The following is a 16,393-nucleotide window of genomic DNA, read 5'->3' as shown; positions in this document are numbered from 1 at the left end:
TACACTATTAAGAAACGTATTCAGGAGACACGAACATGGCCAGCAGAGGCGTAAACAAGGTGATTCTCGTCGGTAATCTGGGCCAGGACCCGGAAGTACGCTACATGCCGAGTGGTGGCGCAGTTGCCAACATTACGCTGGCTACTTCCGAATCCTGGCGTGATAAAGCGACCGGTGAAATGAAAGAGCAGACCGAATGGCACCGTGTTGTGCTGTTTGGCAAACTGGCTGAAGTGGCCGGTGAGTATCTGCGTAAAGGCTCTCAGGTTTACATTGAAGGCCAACTGCGTACCCGCAAATGGACCGATCAATCCGGTCAGGAAAAATACACCACGGAAGTGGTGGTGAATGTTGGCGGCACCATGCAGATGCTGGGTGGCCGTCAGGGCGGCGGCGCACCGGCAGGTGGCGGCCAGCAGCAGGGCGGTTGGGGCCAGCCTCAGCAGCCGCAGGGCGGCAATCAGTTTAGCGGCGGCGCGCAGTCCCGTCCGCAGCAGCAGTCTGCTCCGGCACCGTCTAACGAACCGCCAATGGACTTCGACGACGATATCCCGTTCTGATATCCAGACGCGTTAAACACAAAAAACCCAGACAATGTCTGGGTTTTTTTATAACAGGCTATCAGGTAATCACCATCGGCCAGTCTGGTGGGGTGTGGCTCATGGCTTCAACCATCACCACTTTAATGTTTTCCCAGACGGCGGCTATATCCACCAGCGTAATACCGAGCAAACCTGTTGCGAACCAGCATGCGGCGCCTAACCCTAACAGGGTGCTAATCACAGCAAGACCTGCGTAGTCGGACTTTCGGCACTGAATGTTTAACGTGCTGGCCAGGAACATCAAAACCGCGCTCAACAACGGCCAGCGCAGGAGCACCATGCTGGTGGTAATGGTTGCCATAAAACTCATCCTCGACAAAACAGACGAACTGGAATGAAACAATGTTTCTCGTTACATAAGATGTGTGAACTATATCACATTTGCTGTTTTATTAGCCAGTATCCGCGTGAGGTAAAAGTGGGTTTATTACCAGGGAAAATATATCGTCGTCGCTCGTATCCGCGTCTGGTCGGAATTTTTATTTTTAATTCATTCAGATAGCAAAACCTTTGCAAAACACCTTCGGCTGTATAGCGTTTACAGCAGTATGTCTATGGATTATGCTTGTGTGGAACAATAAATGTACCCGCAGAAATAATTCATCGCATTGAATTAATTGCCTTTTTTGGATTTTATATTCTTTGTTTTACACTCAGCATGCTCTTTGATTTCGTGGTCTTATTCTTTTATTCAGATATGAGTTATTGCGGTTGCTCTCTCGATTAATGACCTGCGAAAAGATAATGAAAGAACAAAGACGCGAGATTATTAACGACAGCATGCAGGCGCTGCACGCCCTGGCGAAGCTGATGCCGCAACTCAACGCGCAGTGTTCGCCGGTGGAAATGCTGGAAACCATCAACAGCGCTCTGGGGGCAAATCTCTCGTGGGTCAGTGTCGAATCCGCAGACGGGCCGCGCGTGGTTTGTGCCGGCGACGTGACGTGTCACGCCTTCAACGTGGCGGATTTTCTTGCCAGCACCCTGTTGCAGCGGCATCACCGCGCCTGGCGCGTTATCTACTGGAAAGCGCATATTGGCCGGGCGGTATTTTCCCCTCAGCACCCGGGCTATGCGCGGCTGCAAAGCGGCGTTCTGTGTAAACTCTCAGCGCATGGCAGACAGTGCAGTGGTTATTTCTTTTTGGCTTTTAATGGAAAACTTACCTCGTTGCCGATACTGAAAAATATCGTGGTGGTATTGGTTGAGAAGCTAAAAGATTATTTTGATGACATCATCGTGCGGGAAAAAACGGCGCAAGAAATGCAGCGTGTCGTCACGCAATATAAAACCTTATTTGAGCGTGCGCCGGTATTAATGAACGCCTTTGACAGGCATAACCGGTGTGTATTGTGGAATGCCGAATGCGAAAAAGTCTTTGGCTGGAGTATGACTGAAATCGACGAGCACCCCGATCCACTGGCCCTGTTTTATCCGGATCCCGAGGAGCGACAGCGCGTGCAGGAGTCGGTTCGTTTCGCACCACTTAAGGATATGTACGAATGGCACCCGGTGCGTAAAGACGGGACGCAGTTAACGATTCTCTGGTCAAACATCCTTTTGCCGGATAACTCCATTCTCAATATTGGCCTGGATATCACCGAACGTAAAAAAGCAGAACAGCAGCTGACCGTCAAAGCCACCACGGACGATCTGACGGGCTGTCTGAATCGCTCGACAATCTTACAGCAGCTCAAAATGGCGCTGGCAGCCAGTTCGCCGCAGGATGTCAGTAGCCACTTCTGTCTCCTGATGTTCGATCTCGATTATTTCAAGCAGATTAACGATCGGTGGGGACATCAGGTTGGCGATGCGGCATTGATTCACTTTTGCGACCGTATTCGCGAGGTGAGCCCGGCCGGGTCAGCGCTGGGACGGGTGGGGGGCGAAGAGTTTGTTCTTCTGCTGGCGCGTACGGATGGTATGGCCGCTACGTTGCTCTCTTCTCGCCTGCGTGCCGCGCTGATCTCAAAACCGCTGCGTGTGGGCGATAAAACGCTGGTACTCTCCTTCAGCGCCGGGGTGGTTGAAGTCTGTCAGGGGCAACGAGATACTTCTGCCATACTGATGCGTGCCGATAAGGCATTATATGACGCCAAGCGTACGGGAAGAGGAAAAACGGTCCTGGCGTCTGATTATTTATAAATCAGCATAAGAACAAAGAGCAGGCTATTTCAGCCAGCGAATTTTCCACACCTGTCGCGGGTAATTATTTTCCTTATCAGAAACGAAATGAATACTTTTAGTTTGGCTTACGGGAAAATATTATCGGCATCACGAATTTTAGGATTTTTAATACCAAAAGTCAGTTGCTAACTTCCTATGATTCATGCAACGTAATCACCTGTTTATCAAAGCAGCCGGTCTTCATTGCTACAGGCGTACAACATGCAGGGATACAGAGCGGGAAATGAATCGTAGCGCGCGGCGCAAAATGCTTAAAGTGGTCGGGATTATCATGGTAGTTATGCTGCCGGTGATGCTTGCGCTATGGTTTGCCCAGCTTAGTGCAGTGTCGGAAATCAGCGCCCAGCTGCGCACGTTTGCTGAACTTGCTTTAAATAAAACTGAACGGGTTATTCAACAGGTTGACCTGGCCCGGAAAGACGCGGAAAAATATCAGGGCAAAGTGTGTACGCCGGAGCATCGTCAATATATGTTGAACGTTTCCCGCGGTCGCCTTTTTGTTGCCGATTTAATTTATGCTGATGGCCAGGACTTTCTCTGCTCGACCCTTTTTACGCCGAAACACCCTTACATCATCCCCGCTGCCAATTACACACGTAAACCCGACGTTGCTATCTATTATTTTCGCGATACACCATTTTTTAATGGTTATAAAATGATATATATGCAGCGCGGAAATTATGTCGCAGTGGTCAACCCGCTTTCGTACAGTGAGGTGATGTCAGACGATCGTTCCCTGTCGTGGGGAGTGTATGACACCGTCAGCAATGCATTCTTTTCTGTGAGCCAGAAAGCCAATATTTCTTTATTGCATTCGATGCTTCGACATCAGGAAACGACTTTTCAGAAAGATGACCGTTTTTATACGATCGTAAAATCAGAGCAGCGGCCCATTGCGGCCATCGTTTCTACCTCCAGTGCCCGTTTTTATAAAACGCTTTATCATCAGGCTACCCTGACGCTACCGCTAGGGATAATTTGCAGCATTATTATTCTGCTGGTGTGGTCGCGTACACACCGTGAATTCAATTCGCCTGGCCGACTTCTGCACCGGGCGCTGAATAAACGCCAGCTGTGCGTCCATTATCAGCCCATTATTGATATTAAAAATAACCAGTGCGTGGGGGCAGAGGCGTTGTTGCGCTGGCCTGGATTCAACGGTCAGGTTATGAGCCCGGCGGAATTTATTCCCCTGGCAGAAAAAGAGGGGATGATTGAGCGCATTACGGATTACGTCGTTGAGGAGGTGTTCAGCGATCTGGGCCATTTTCTTGCCGCTCATCCCGATCTGTATGTCTCGATTAACCTGTCGGCGTCAGATTTCCACTCTTCGCGTCTTATCGCCCTGATCTCCGACAAAGCCCGCTTTTACTCGGTTCGCGCGCAGCAAATCAAAATTGAGGTGACGGAGCGGGGGTTTATTGACGTGCCGAAAACCACGCCGGTCATTCAGGCGTTTCGTCAGGCGGGGTATGAAGTGGCGATTGATGATTTCGGAACCGGCTACTCTAACCTGCATAACCTCTATTCACTGAACGTCGATATCCTGAAAATCGACAAATCCTTTATCGATACCTTAACCACCAACAGCACCAGCCACCTGATTGCCGAGCACATCATTGAGATGGCGCAAAGCCTGCGGCTGAAAACCATTGCGGAAGGGGTCGAGACGGGGGAGCAGGTGAGCTGGCTGCTGAAGCGTGGCGTACAGTATTGCCAGGGATGGCACTTCGCGAAAGCGATGCCGCCCCAGGCATTTATGGCCTGGCAGCAGCAACCCTTGCGTTAACACGCATTAATTGAGCTGATGGCGGTAGTCGCTCGGCGTACGGTCAAACTCGCGGCGGAAGACGCGGGAAAAGGTCTGCTGCGACACATAGCCCAGATCCATTGCGATATCAAAAATGGGCCGCTGCGTTGAGCGTAACGCCTGCGCCGCCAGCAGGAGCCTGCGCTGGCGAATGTAATCACCCAGCGTTTGATGCATTACGGTGCGGAACATTCTCTGTAAATACCATTTCGAATAGCCCGACTTCTTAGCGACCACATCAATGTTCAACGGCTGGTCGATATGTTCATCAATCCATTCAATAAGTGTCTGAATAATTTGCTGATGCGACATAAGGTTACCCCTCTGTGGAGACATCTGTCCTGGTTGATTCGTCATTTTCTCTGCGGGGGAGTATAATTCCTCAAGTTAACTTGAGGTAAAGAGGTTTTATGGAAAAGAGATTACCGCGCATCAAAGCACTGTTAACCCCCGGTGAAGTGGCTAAGCGAAGCGGTGTGGCGGTGTCGGCGCTCCACTTCTATGAAAGCAAAGGGTTAATAAAAAGTATCCGTAACGCCGGAAACCAGCGGCGCTACACGCGCGATGTGCTCCGCTACGTGGCGATTATCAAAATTGCGCAACGTATCGGCATTCCTCTGGCCACCATTGGTGACGCGTTCGGCGTATTGCCGGAAGGGCACTCACTGAGCGCGAAAGAGTGGAAGCAGCTGTCGTCCCAGTGGCGAGAAGAACTGGATCGTCGTATTCACACGCTGGTGGCCCTGCGCGATGAACTGGATGGCTGCATTGGTTGCGGGTGTTTATCACGTAGCGATTGCCCGCTGCGTAACCCGGGTGACAGGCTGGGCGAGCAGGGAACAGGGGCACGGTTGCTGGAGGAGGATTGAGAGGTGTTTGCCGGGTAAGGCGCAGCCGCCACCCGGCAACAAACATAAAGAACTAAAGCGCCACTAAGGGCGCTTTAGTTTTTTCCGGTCTTTGTCTTTCTCTCTATCCCGCTGGCTCACGGGAGGGTTTCCCCCGACATCAGTACCCCTCGTGTCGAGCTTGTGAAGGAGGTTCCGGTTTGTACTGACACTTTAATTTTATGCCCGGCCGCCGTTTTTGCCACCGGAGACGGTGAGATTTTAGCCGAATTTTTTTCGTGAAGTTGTTCAGTTTTCTATAGTTAAAAAGTATGAATCATCGGAGAACATCATGCTAACGGTCCACCACCTTAATCAGTCTCGTTCACATCGTGTCCTCTGGGCGCTGGAAGAGCTGGGTCTGACGTACGACATCGTGCGCTACCAGCGCGAAAAAACCATGCTCGCGCCAGACTCGCTCAAAAAAGTGCATCCGCTGGGAAAATCCCCGGTACTCGAAGATAACGGACTGGTTCTGGCCGAATCAGGTGCGATTCTGGAATATCTTCAGGAAACGTACGATTCGGCGTCACGATTCAAACCGTTAGATCCCGCCCATAAAGTGCAGTATCGCTTCTGGCTGCATTACGCCGAAGGGTCTTTGATGCCGCTACTGTTAATGAAGCTGGTGTTTAACAGCCTCGGCAAACCACCCGTCCCGTTTGGCCTGCGCACGCTGGGTAAGGCGCTGGGGCAGGGGGTGCAAAAAGCGTATCTCAACCGCCAGCTGGAAACGCATGCGCACTTTATTAACGATCATCTTGCCGAAAACAGTTGGTTTGCCGGCGACACGCTGACCATGGCTGATATCCAGATGAGTTTTCCCCTCTTCGCCCTGCTGGCGAGAGGCGGCATCGACAATCTCGACCACATAGCGGCGTGGAAACAGAGAGTGGAGGCACGTCCGGGCTGGCAGACAACGCTTGCGAAAGGCGGCCCGCTGACGATCCCCGGCGAGGGATGAAATTTAACGAAATTGCGCATGGACGATAACGTTTGCGCATCCTCTGCTTAATTCTTCATCGTCATGAGGCAATTTTAGCGAAAAACGAGAAAGTTCAGTTGAAAAGGGCGGGTATTAGGCTAGATAATCGTTTGCCTTAATTTGACCACCCGTTTGTAAGCGCGGAGCTAAACGTTTGCTTTTTCTGTGACGCCCTTTCGTCGCAAACGCAACACAAGGATTTGACGTTTAGCTGGCAGTGGCGTCTCCACCTCGCTTACGGACTTCCTAAAAAACTCTCAGGGGATGTTTTCTATGTCTACGCCATCTGCGCGTACCGGCGGTTCACTTGACGCCATGTTTAAAATTTCTGCTCGCGGCAGCACCGTGCGCCAGGAAGTTGTTGCCGGTCTGACCACGTTTCTGGCGATGGTGTACTCCGTCATCGTGGTGCCGGGCATGCTCGGCAAAGCGGGCTTCCCGCCAGCGGCGGTCTTCGTTGCCACCTGCCTGGTTGCGGGTGTGGGTTCGATTGTGATGGGCCTGTGGGCGAACCTGCCTCTGGCGATCGGGTGCGCCATCTCCCTGACCGCATTTACCGCCTTCAGCCTGGTGCTGGGCCAGCAGATCAGCGTCCCGGTAGCGCTCGGCGCCGTGTTCCTGATGGGCGTGCTGTTCACCGTAATTTCAGCAACCGGCATTCGTAGCTGGATTTTGCGCAACCTGCCGCAGGGCGTGGCGCACGGCACCGGCATCGGTATTGGTCTGTTCCTGCTGCTGATCGCTGCCAACGGCGTCGGCCTGGTCATCAAGAACCCGCTGGACGGCCTGCCGGTTGCGCTGGGTAACTTCGCGAGCTTCCCGGTGATCATGTCGCTGGTGGGTCTGGCGGTGATCATTGGCCTGGAAAAACTGAAAGTGCCGGGCGGCATTCTGCTGACCATTATCGGCGTGTCCATCGTCGGCCTGATCTTCGACCCGACCGTTCATTTCTCCGGGATTTTCGCCATGCCGTCGCTGAGCGATGACAAAGGCAACTCCCTGATTGGCAGCCTGGATATTATGGGCGCGCTGAACCCGGTGATCCTGCCAAGCGTGCTGGCGCTGGTAATGACCGCGGTATTTGACGCCACCGGCACCATCCGCGCGGTGGCCGGTCAGGCGAACCTGCTGGATAAAGACGGACAGATTATTGACGGCGGCAAAGCGCTGACCACCGACTCCCTGAGCAGCGTTTTCTCTGGTCTGGTGGGTGCGGCGCCTGCGGCGGTGTACATCGAGTCCGCAGCGGGTACGGCGGCGGGCGGTAAAACCGGCCTGACGGCCATCACCGTTGGCGTACTGTTTCTGCTGATCCTGTTCCTCTCTCCGCTCTCTTATCTGGTGCCAGCTTACGCGACCGCACCTGCGCTGATGTACGTTGGCCTGCTGATGCTGAGCAACGTGGCGAAAATCGACTTCGCGGATTTTGTTGATGCCATGTCCGGCCTGATCACTGCGGTATTCATCGTGCTGACCTGTAACATCGTGACCGGCATTATGATCGGCTTCGCCTCGCTGGTGATTGGGCGTCTGGTCTCCGGTGAGTGGCGCAAGCTGAACATTGGGACCGTGGTCATCGCCGTTGCGCTGGTGGCGTTCTACGCGGGCGGCTGGGCCATCTGAATTGACTTTTTATGCGAAAACGGGTGGCTAAGGCCGCCCGTTTTTATTTTCAGGACTCATCCTGTTGCCTTTTACGTTACTCTGGAGAGGATAGAATAAGAGGCACGACGCCTCAGGTTTGGCTTATAAGAAACACAGCAAACAGGGAACGCATGGAAATTTTCTTCACAATACTCATCATGACCCTTGTGGTCTCATTATCCGGGGTGGTTACACGCGTACTGCCCTTCCAGGTCCCCCTGCCCTTAATGCAAATAGCTATCGGCGCGCTGCTGGCGTGGCCGACGTTCGGTCTGCACGTGGAGTTCGATCCGGAACTGTTTCTCGTGCTGTTTATCCCGCCGCTGCTGTTTGCCGATGGCTGGAAAACGCCGACGCGCGAATTTCTGGAGCACGGGCGAGAGATCTTCGGCCTGGCGCTGGCGCTGGTGGTCGTCACCGTGGTCGGGATTGGTTTCCTGATCTACTGGGCCGTACCAGGGATCCCGCTCATCCCCGCCTTTGCGCTGGCTGCCGTGCTGTCGCCTACCGACGCCGTGGCGCTGTCCGGCATTGTGGGTGAAGGGCGCATTCCAAAGAAAATCATGGGCATTTTGCAGGGCGAGGCGCTGATGAACGACGCCTCTGGCCTGGTCGCCCTGAAGTTTGCCGTGGCGGTTGCCATGGGCACGATGGTCTTTACCGTAGGCGGCGCGACCCTGGAATTCTTCAAGGTGGCGATTGGCGGTATCCTCGCGGGCTTCGTAGTGAGCTGGCTGTACGGACGCTCGCTGCGCTTCCTTAGCCGCTGGGGTGGTGATGAACCGGCGACGCAGATCGTCCTGCTGTTCCTGCTGCCGTTCGCCTCTTACCTGATTGCCGAACATATCGGCGTGTCGGGCATTCTGGCGGCGGTAGCTGCGGGGATGACCATCACCCGCTCCGGCGTGATGCGCCGCGCACCGCTGGCGATGCGCCTGCGTGCAAACAGTACCTGGGCGATGCTCGAGTTTGTCTTTAACGGCATGGTGTTCCTGCTGTTGGGCCTGCAACTGCCGGGCATTATGGAATCCTCGCTGATTGCGGCCGAAGCGGATCCAAACGTTGAAGTCTGGATGCTATTTACCGATATCGTGCTCATCTACCTTGCGCTGATGCTGGTACGTTTCGGCTGGCTGTGGACGATGAAGAAATTCAGCGTTCGCTTCCTGACCAAAAAGCCGATGGAGTTTGGCTCGTGGACCACGCGCGAGCTGCTGATTGCCTCTTTCGCGGGCGTTCGCGGGGCGATCACCCTTGCTGGTGTGCTCTCCATTCCTCTGCTTCTGCCGACGGGCGACGTCTTCCCGGCGCGCTACGAGCTGGTGTTCCTGGCGGCAGGCGTGATCCTCTTCTCGCTGTTTGTCGGCGTGATTATGCTGCCGATTCTGCTGCAACATATTGACGCGGGTGACTCCTCGCAACAGCACAAAGAAGAGCGGATTGCCCGTGCGGCGACGGCGGAAGTGGCGATTGTCGCCATCGAGAAAATGGAGGAGCGTCTGGCCGCCGATGCCGAAGAGAACATTGATAACCAGCTGCTGAAGGAAGTCAGTTCACGCGTGATTGGTAATTTGCGTCGCCGTGCTGACGGACGTAACGACGTGGAAAGTTCGTTGCAGGAAGAGAACCTCGAACGCCGTTTCCGCCTGGCGGCGCTGCGCTCCGAGCGTGCCGAGCTGTATCACCTGCGCGCGACGCGGCAGATCAGTAACGAGACGCTGCAAAAGCTGCTGCACGATCTGGACCTGCTGGAAGCGTTGTTGATAGAGAATCAGTAGCGCGCTTTGCCCCCTCACCCTAGCCCTCGCCCTATGGGGAGAGGGGTTGGGGTGAGGGGTCAGGGCACCCAAAACCCCTCACAGCATTGCAACCACGCCTGCGCGCTGTGCGACAGATAGACCCCTTCACGCCAGATCATCCCCAGCTGCCAGTGCAGGTCGCTCTCCAGCGGGATCCAGCGCAGCGTGTTTTTATCCAGCCGCTCGCAGATCGGCTGCGGCAGAATGGCAATCCCCACGCCCGCCTGTACCATCGCCGCCAGAAAATCCCACTGGCCGCTGCGCACCGCAATGCGCGGCTTTACGTTGTGCTGGTTAAACAGCGCCATCAGCTGGCGGCTTAAGGCAAAATCTTCGTTGTAAATCAGCAGCGGGTGTTCGCCGAGCAGCTCGGGTTTTACTGCGTCTATCTTCAGCCAGTCGCCGGAGCGCGGCACCAGCACGCACAGCGGGTGGCTGAACAGCGGCAGCGTCGCCAGGCCGCTTTCCTCCTCTACGGGAAGGGCCGTCATGGCTACATCCAGTTCACCGTTCATCACCGCCTGCTGCACGGTCAGGCCGCCAAATTCAGAAATTTTTAGCTCAACGCCGGGGTAGCGCTGACGAAACAGGCTTATCGGCCCGGCCATCATCATGCCGACCATCGGCGGAATACCGAGCCGCAGCAGCCCTTTTGTCAGGTGGTTGATGTCCCCAAGCTCGGCCTCCAGCTGGCGGAACTCTGCCAGAATGGCCAGCCCGCGCTCGAACACTACGCGACCGGTATCGGTCAGCAGTAGCTTGCGCCCGTCGCGGATCAGCAGCGTACAGTTCAGCTCATCTTCGAGGTTTTTCAGCATCTTGCTGATGGTCGGCTGGGTTACGAATAACTTCTCCGCTGCGCGAGTAAAACTTTGCTGGCGAACCACCTCGACAAAATAGCGCAGCGTTCTTATGTCCATGATTATTCCTCGAAACTATACCTTCGATGATTTTAATTCATTTCAGTCGATACCGTACGCTCACTATACTGGCGCCTCGTCTCATTTCTGAGGAAAACCCCCATGGCCGTGGCGTTAAGCCGTGTTACGCCTGCCGTTGTGCAACGACTTCAGGTACCGGTTCAGGTACTGCTCTACGCGGGACTGTTTGTTTTCGCGGAATATCTTGTCGACTGGCTGCATCTGCCTTTACCCGCCAACCTGGTGGGGATGGTGCTGATGCTGACGCTGATCCTCTGTCGCGCGTTGCCCCTTAACTGGGTGCGCGCCGGGGCGCGCTGGCTGCTGGCGGAGATGCTATTGTTCTTTGTGCCGGCCGTGGTGGCGGTGGTGAATTATGCACAACTGCTGATGGTCGACGGCTGGCGCATCTTTGCGGTTATCGCCCTGAGCACGCTGATGGTGCTGGGCGCCACCGCCTGGGTGGTGGATAAGGTGTATCGCTTTGAAATCAGCAGGCAGAAGCATGACTAACTTTCAGATAAGCCTGCTGTGCCTGATTGCGACAGTCGTCATCTACTTTGCCAACAAGCGCCTGTATCGCCGCTTTCGCGCGCTGCCGCTGATGCCGCTGGTCTTTACGCCGATCCTGCTGGTGCTGATGCTGGTCTTCGGCCATATCTCCTGGCAGAACTACATTGGCGAATCCCACTGGCTGCTGTGGCTGCTCGGCCCGGCGACCATTGCCTTCGCCGTACCCGTTTATGACAACCTCGCTATTATCAGACGCCACTGGATGTCGCTCAGCGCGGGCGTCGTCACCGCGACGGTGGTGGCGGTGAGCAGCTCGGTCTGGCTGGCGCGGCTGTTTACCCTGTCGGATGAAATCCAGCGCAGCCTGGCGGTGCGTTCGGTGACCACGCCGTTTGCGCTGGCAGCCGCCAAACCGCTCGGTGGCCAGCCGGATCTGGTGGCGCTGTTTGTGGTGGTGACGGGCGTCTTTGGGATGGCGGTGGGCGATATGCTGTTTCTGCGGCTTTCTATTCGGGAAGGAATGGCCAAAGGCGCGGGATTTGGCGCGGCGTCGCACGGCGCGGGCACGGCACGTTCCTATGAGCTGGGACAGCAGGAGGGCGTTGTCGCGAGCCTGGTGATGATGCTTTCGGGCGTCACGATGGTGCTGATCGCACCGCTGGTGGCGTGGGTGATGTTTTAAGCTCCCCGGCCAGAATGGCCGGGGAGAAAGGTTTAGTGCGCGCGGCCCTGCTCAACGCCAAGACCGGTTTGTGAACGAATAAACTGGGCGCGGAATTTCTCGCGCTCCAGGTTACCTTCCGGCGAATTGTCGGTAGCCGAGAAGACCCAGATACCGACAAACGCCACGGCAATGGAGAACAGCGCCGGGTATTCATACGGGAAGATAGCGCTTTCGTGACCGAGGATCTGCACCCAAATCGTTGGGCCCAGAATCATCAGGATCACCGCCGTCAGCAGCCCCAGCCAGCCGCCAATCATCGCCCCACGGGTGGTCAGTTTTGACCAGTACATTGAGAGCAGAATGATCGGGAAGTTACAGCTTGCCGCAATCGAGAAGGCCAGCCCGACCATAAAGGCGATGTTCTGCTTCTCGAACAAAATCCCCAGCAGGATGGCGACGACGCCCAGCACCAGCACGGTGATTTTGGAGACTTTTAGCTCATCGCGCTCGCTCGCGCCTTTACGGAAAACGTTGGCGTAGAGGTCATGCGAGACCGCCGACGCGCCGGCCAGCGTCAGCCCTGCAACCACCGCGAGGATGGTGGCGAAGGCCACGGCAGAGATAAAGCCAAGGAACAGGTTGCCGCCCACCGCGTCGGCCAGATGCACCGCCGCCATGTTGTTACCGCCGATAAGCGCGCCCGCCGCGTCTTTAAACGCCGGGTTCGCCCCCACAAGCATGATCGCGCCAAAGCCGATGATAAAGGTCAGAATGTAGAAGTAGCCCATAAACCCGGTGGCGTAGAACACGCTCTTACGCGCTTCACGCGCATCTGACACCGTGAAGAAGCGCATCAGGATATGCGGCAGACCTGCGGTACCGAACATCAGGCCGAGACCGAGCGAGAGCGCGGATATCGGATCTTTCACCAGCCCACCCGGGCTCATGATCGCTTCCCCTTTCGGATGCACTGACATGGCTTCGGTAAACAGATTATTGAAGCTGAACCCAACGTGCTTCATCACCATAAAGGCCATAAAGCTGGCGCCGAACAGCAGCAGTACCGCCTTGATGATCTGTACCCAGGTGGTGGCCAGCATGCCGCCGAACAGGACATACATCACCATCAGCACGCCCACCAGCACCACCGCGATGTGGTAGTTGAGGCCGAACAGCAGCTCGATCAGCTTGCCTGCACCCACCATCTGAGCGATCAGATACAGGGCCACCACTACCAGCGAACCGCAGGCAGAGAGCATGCGGATAGGGCCTTGCTTCAGACGATAGGAGGCCACGTCCGCAAAGGTATAGCGGCCAAGGTTACGCAGGCGCTCGGCAATCAGGAACAGAATGATCGGCCAGCCGACGAGGAATCCGAGGGAGTAGATCAGGCCGTCATAGCCGGAGGTATAGACCAGCGCGGAAATCCCGAGGAAGGAGGCGGCAGACATAAAATCGCCCGCAATCGCCAGCCCGTTCTGGAAGCCGGTAATATTGCCGCCCGCGGTGTAGTAATCGTTACGGGAGCGCACGCGCTTTGACGCCCAGTAGGTGATGTACAGCGTCAGCACGACGAAAATCAGGAACATAACAATCGCCTGCCAGTTGGTAGGCTGGCGCTGGACCTCGCCGGTAAGGGCATCTGCCGCGTGGGCGGCAAAGGGAAGTGTGGCGGCAAGCGCCGTCAGGACTCGCTTCATGATGCTTTTACCTCTTGCAGTACCGCTTTATTGAGACGATCGAATTCGCCGTTCGCGCGCCAGACGTAGACGCCGGTCAGCAGGAATGAAATCACAATCACGCCAATGCCAATCGGGATACCGCGCGTGACGCTGGTTCCGGCGTGCAGCGGCGTGCCGAGCCACTGGGGGGCAAAGGCGATCAGCAGAATAAAGCCGACGTAGATAATCAGCATGATGATGGAAAGCAAGAAGGCAAACCGTTGCCGTTTTTCGACGAGCTCCCTGTAGTGCGCACTATTCTCTATCTGCTGACAAATATCGTTATTCATCACAGAAATCTCCAGAAGTAAGGTTGGTTTGTTTTATCCCCTCTCCCCTATGGGGAGAGGGTTAGGGTGAGGGGAGAGGGAGAAAAAAATTATGAAGGCATTGCGATGGCCTGCTTCTCTTCGAGCAGTTTGTCCACCACGCCAGGATCCGCGAGCGTTGAGGTATCACCGAGGTTGCTGGTGTCGCCTGCCGCGATTTTGCGCAGGATACGGCGCATAATCTTGCCGGAACGGGTTTTCGGCAGCGAGTCGGTCCAGTGCAGCACGTCCGGCGTGGCAAGCGGGCCGATCTCTTTACGCACCCAGTTGCGCACCTCGGTATACAGCTCTGGCGACGGCTCTTCGCCGTGGTTCAGGGTGACGTAGGCGTAGATCGCCTGGCCTTTGATGTTGTGCGGAATGCCGACAACCGCCGCTTCGGCAATCTTCGGATGCGACACCAGCGCAGACTCAATCTCCGCCGTGCCCAGACGGTGGCCAGAGACGTTCAGCACGTCGTCCACGCGTCCGGTGATCCAGTAATAACCGTCTTCATCCCGGCGCGCGCCGTCGCCGCTGAAGTACATGTTTTTGAAGGTCGAGAAGTAGGTCTGCTCGAAGCGCTCGTGGTCGCCGAACAGGGTACGCGCCTGGCCAGGCCAGGAATCGACGATCACCAGATTGCCCTCGGTGGCGCCTTCCTGCGGATTGCCTTCGTTATCCACTAGTGCAGGCTGTACGCCGAAGAACGGACGGGTGGCCGAACCGGCTTTCAGCTGCGTGGCGCCCGGCATCGGGGTGATCATAAAGCCGCCGGTTTCGGTCTGCCACCAGGTGTCCATCACCGGGCACTTCTCGTTGCCGATCTTCTTCCAGTACCACTCCCAGGCTTCCGGGTTGATCGGCTCGCCCACGGAGCCGAGGATGCGCAGGGAAGAGCGGTCCGTGCCTTCGATGGCTTTATCGCCTTCCGCCATTAATGCGCGGATCGCCGTTGGCGCGGTGTAGAGAATGTTGACCTGATGCTTATCAACCACCTGGCACATACGCGCCGGCGTTGGCCAGTTCGGTACGCCTTCAAACATCAGCGTCGTTGCGCCGCAGGCCAGCGGGCCGTACAGCAGGTAGCTGTGGCCGGTGACCCAGCCCACGTCGGCGGTACACCAGTAGATGTCGCCCGGATGGTAGTCGAAAACGTATTTAAAGGTGGTGGCCGCGTAAACCAGATAGCCGCCGGTGGTATGCAGCACGCCTTTCGGCTTACCGGTGGAGCCGGAGGTATAAAGAATAAACAGCGGATCTTCCGCGTTCATCTCTTCCGGCTGATGCTGGTCGCTCGCTTTTTCAATCAGATCGCTCCACCACAGGTCACGCCCCTCGTGCCAGTCGATTTTGCCGCCCGTGCGTTTGAAGACAATGACGTTACTGATGGATTTCACGTTCGGGTTTTTCAGCGCTTCATCAACGTTTTTCTTCAGCGGAATACCGCGCCCGGCGCGCACGCCCTCGTCAGCGGTGATCACCAGCTTCGAATTCGAGTCGACAATACGCCCGGCAACCGCCTCCGGCGAGAAGCCGCCGAAGATAACGGAGTGGATCGCGCCGATGCGCGCGCAGGCCAGCATAGCCACCGCCGCTTCCGGCACCATTGGCATATAGATCGCCACTACATCGCCTTTTTTAATGCCCTGGGCCAGCAGCACGTTGGCAAAGCGGCACACGTCGCGATGCAGTTCTTTATACGAGATGTGTTTACTCTGAGAGGCATCGTCGCCTTCCCAGATGATGGCCGTTTCGTTGCCGCGTTCGGCAAGATGGCGGTCCAGGCAGTTCGCCGCCAGGTTCAGCGTGCCGTCTTCATACCATTTAATGGAGACGTTGCCCGGCGCGAAAGAGGTGTTCTTTACCTTCTGATAAGGTTTGATCCAGTCGAGGATGTGACCCTGCTCACCCCAGAACGCGTCAGGGCTGGAAACGGACTGCTGGTATTTCTCCTGGTACTGCTCCGGACTTATCAGGCAACGGTCCGCAATGTTTGCGGGAATGTCGTGTTTGTGTATTTGGCTCATGGCTTTTTTTCTCCTTGTAAGATGTTAATAATATGTCGCAAAAACGTTAATAGTAGGGGCTTTACAAGCTTTGTTTAGTATTTGGGCGACAGATCACGCAATGTCTGAAGAGTATGAAAATTGAGCGAATGAAACTTTGAAGGGAAATAATTCATCTGAAGAATTATTCACTTTTTTGAAGTGAAAATATTTTGTATAACAAACGGTTATTTATGCGAATTGCTATAAATTACCGACAATGACACTTTTTGCAGTGAAATGCCTTGTTCTTTAAGGCTTGCGCAGCATGCCGTGCAAATGATACTCATACGGCGCGTTAAAAA

The 16,393-nt window shown here is 55.4% G+C and carries 15 protein-coding genes; 9 read left to right on the top strand and 6 right to left on the bottom strand.

Going from position 1 to position 16,393, the window contains the following annotated elements; genetic code table 11:
- The first annotated feature begins 35 nt into the window (after positions 1-35).
- Positions 36-560 (top strand): single-stranded DNA-binding protein SSB1, encoded by a 525-nt coding sequence (gene ssb1, locus ACOTX4_RS20945; RefSeq protein WP_003860284.1) that lies wholly within the window; start codon positions 36-38, stop codon positions 558-560.
- Positions 561-621: 61 nt separating this feature from the next.
- Here the strand turns inward: ssb1 and ACOTX4_RS20940 are convergent, their stop codons facing one another.
- Positions 622-903, bottom strand: coding sequence for a YjcB family protein (locus tag ACOTX4_RS20940; protein WP_421635424.1), 282 nt, complete (start codon positions 901-903; stop codon positions 622-624).
- Between the two features lie 443 nt (positions 904-1,346).
- On the opposite strand from ACOTX4_RS20940, the gene ACOTX4_RS20935 reads away from it, so the two are divergent.
- Together ACOTX4_RS20935 and ACOTX4_RS20930 are read left to right on the top strand one after the other, a co-directional pair.
- Entirely contained in the window at positions 1,347-2,747 is a 1,401-nt protein-coding gene (locus ACOTX4_RS20935) for a sensor domain-containing diguanylate cyclase (protein ID WP_003860281.1), read from the top strand.
- 265 nt (positions 2,748-3,012) lie between these two features.
- Positions 3,013-4,578, top strand: a complete 1,566-nt coding sequence (locus ACOTX4_RS20930; RefSeq protein WP_045331358.1) for an EAL domain-containing protein — start codon at positions 3,013-3,015, stop codon at positions 4,576-4,578.
- A 6-nt stretch (positions 4,579-4,584) separates the two neighbouring features.
- Here the strand turns inward: ACOTX4_RS20930 and soxS are convergent, their stop codons facing one another.
- On the bottom strand, positions 4,585-4,911 hold the full coding sequence (gene soxS / locus ACOTX4_RS20925) for a superoxide response transcriptional regulator SoxS (protein ID WP_003860277.1): 327 nt from the start codon (positions 4,909-4,911) through the stop codon (positions 4,585-4,587).
- A 98-nt stretch (positions 4,912-5,009) separates the two neighbouring features.
- Here soxS and soxR point away from each other — a divergent pair, with 98 nt between their 5' ends.
- The 4 genes from soxR (at position 5,010) to ACOTX4_RS20905 (ending at position 9,893) form a co-directional block, all read left to right on the top strand.
- A complete protein-coding gene (soxR, locus tag ACOTX4_RS20920; RefSeq protein ID WP_003860275.1) occupies positions 5,010-5,468 on the top strand; it encodes a redox-sensitive transcriptional activator SoxR in 459 nt (152 codons plus the stop codon).
- 310 nt (positions 5,469-5,778) lie between these two features.
- Positions 5,779-6,450 carry a glutathione S-transferase family protein gene (locus ACOTX4_RS20915; protein WP_045331361.1) on the top strand — a complete coding sequence of 224 codons (672 nt, stop codon included), beginning with the start codon at positions 5,779-5,781 and terminating at the stop codon, positions 6,448-6,450.
- 294 nt (positions 6,451-6,744) lie between these two features.
- Entirely contained in the window at positions 6,745-8,094 is a 1,350-nt protein-coding gene (gene ghxP, locus ACOTX4_RS20910) for a guanine/hypoxanthine transporter GhxP (RefSeq protein WP_003860271.1), read from the top strand.
- A gap of 152 nt (positions 8,095-8,246) precedes the next feature.
- Positions 8,247-9,893, top strand: a complete 1,647-nt coding sequence (locus ACOTX4_RS20905; RefSeq protein WP_003860270.1) for a Na+/H+ antiporter — start codon at positions 8,247-8,249, stop codon at positions 9,891-9,893.
- 59 nt (positions 9,894-9,952) lie between these two features.
- Here ACOTX4_RS20905 and ACOTX4_RS20900 read toward each other — a convergent pair whose 3' ends face one another.
- Entirely contained in the window at positions 9,953-10,834 is an 882-nt protein-coding gene (locus ACOTX4_RS20900; RefSeq protein WP_023324015.1) for a LysR family transcriptional regulator, read from the bottom strand.
- Positions 10,835-10,936: 102 nt separating this feature from the next.
- On the opposite strand from ACOTX4_RS20900, the gene ACOTX4_RS20895 reads away from it, so the two are divergent.
- Both ACOTX4_RS20895 and ACOTX4_RS20890 read left to right on the top strand, forming a co-directional pair.
- Positions 10,937-11,347, top strand: a complete 411-nt coding sequence (locus tag ACOTX4_RS20895; RefSeq protein WP_022650231.1) for a CidA/LrgA family protein — start codon at positions 10,937-10,939, stop codon at positions 11,345-11,347.
- Positions 11,340-12,029: an LrgB family protein gene (locus ACOTX4_RS20890; RefSeq protein WP_032661181.1), complete on the top strand. Its 690-nt coding sequence runs from the start codon at positions 11,340-11,342 to the stop codon at positions 12,027-12,029. The genes ACOTX4_RS20895 and ACOTX4_RS20890 overlap by 8 nt, the downstream gene beginning before the upstream one ends.
- A 32-nt stretch (positions 12,030-12,061) precedes the next feature.
- Here the strand turns inward: ACOTX4_RS20890 and actP are convergent, their stop codons facing one another.
- The 3 genes from actP to acs all read right to left on the bottom strand — a co-directional run bounded on the left by actP (position 12,062) and on the right by acs (position 16,070).
- Positions 12,062-13,711, bottom strand: a complete 1,650-nt coding sequence (gene actP / locus ACOTX4_RS20885; RefSeq protein ID WP_045331370.1) for a cation/acetate symporter ActP — start codon at positions 13,709-13,711, stop codon at positions 12,062-12,064.
- Positions 13,708-14,022 (bottom strand): DUF485 domain-containing protein, encoded by a 315-nt coding sequence (locus ACOTX4_RS20880; RefSeq protein ID WP_003860260.1) that lies wholly within the window; start codon positions 14,020-14,022, stop codon positions 13,708-13,710. Before ACOTX4_RS20880 ends, actP begins: the two co-directional genes overlap by 4 nt.
- An 89-nt stretch (positions 14,023-14,111) precedes the next feature.
- Positions 14,112-16,070, bottom strand: a complete 1,959-nt coding sequence (acs, locus tag ACOTX4_RS20875; RefSeq protein WP_022650235.1) for an acetate--CoA ligase — start codon at positions 16,068-16,070, stop codon at positions 14,112-14,114.
- Between the last annotated feature and the right edge of the window lie 323 nt (positions 16,071-16,393).

The organism is Enterobacter cloacae complex sp. IR5459 (assembly GCF_049238005.1).
GTDB lineage: Bacteria > Pseudomonadota > Gammaproteobacteria > Enterobacterales > Enterobacteriaceae > Enterobacter > Enterobacter hormaechei_C.
Note: the sequence above shows the minus strand (reverse complement) of the source record. Positions and strands in the feature narration are given on the sequence as shown.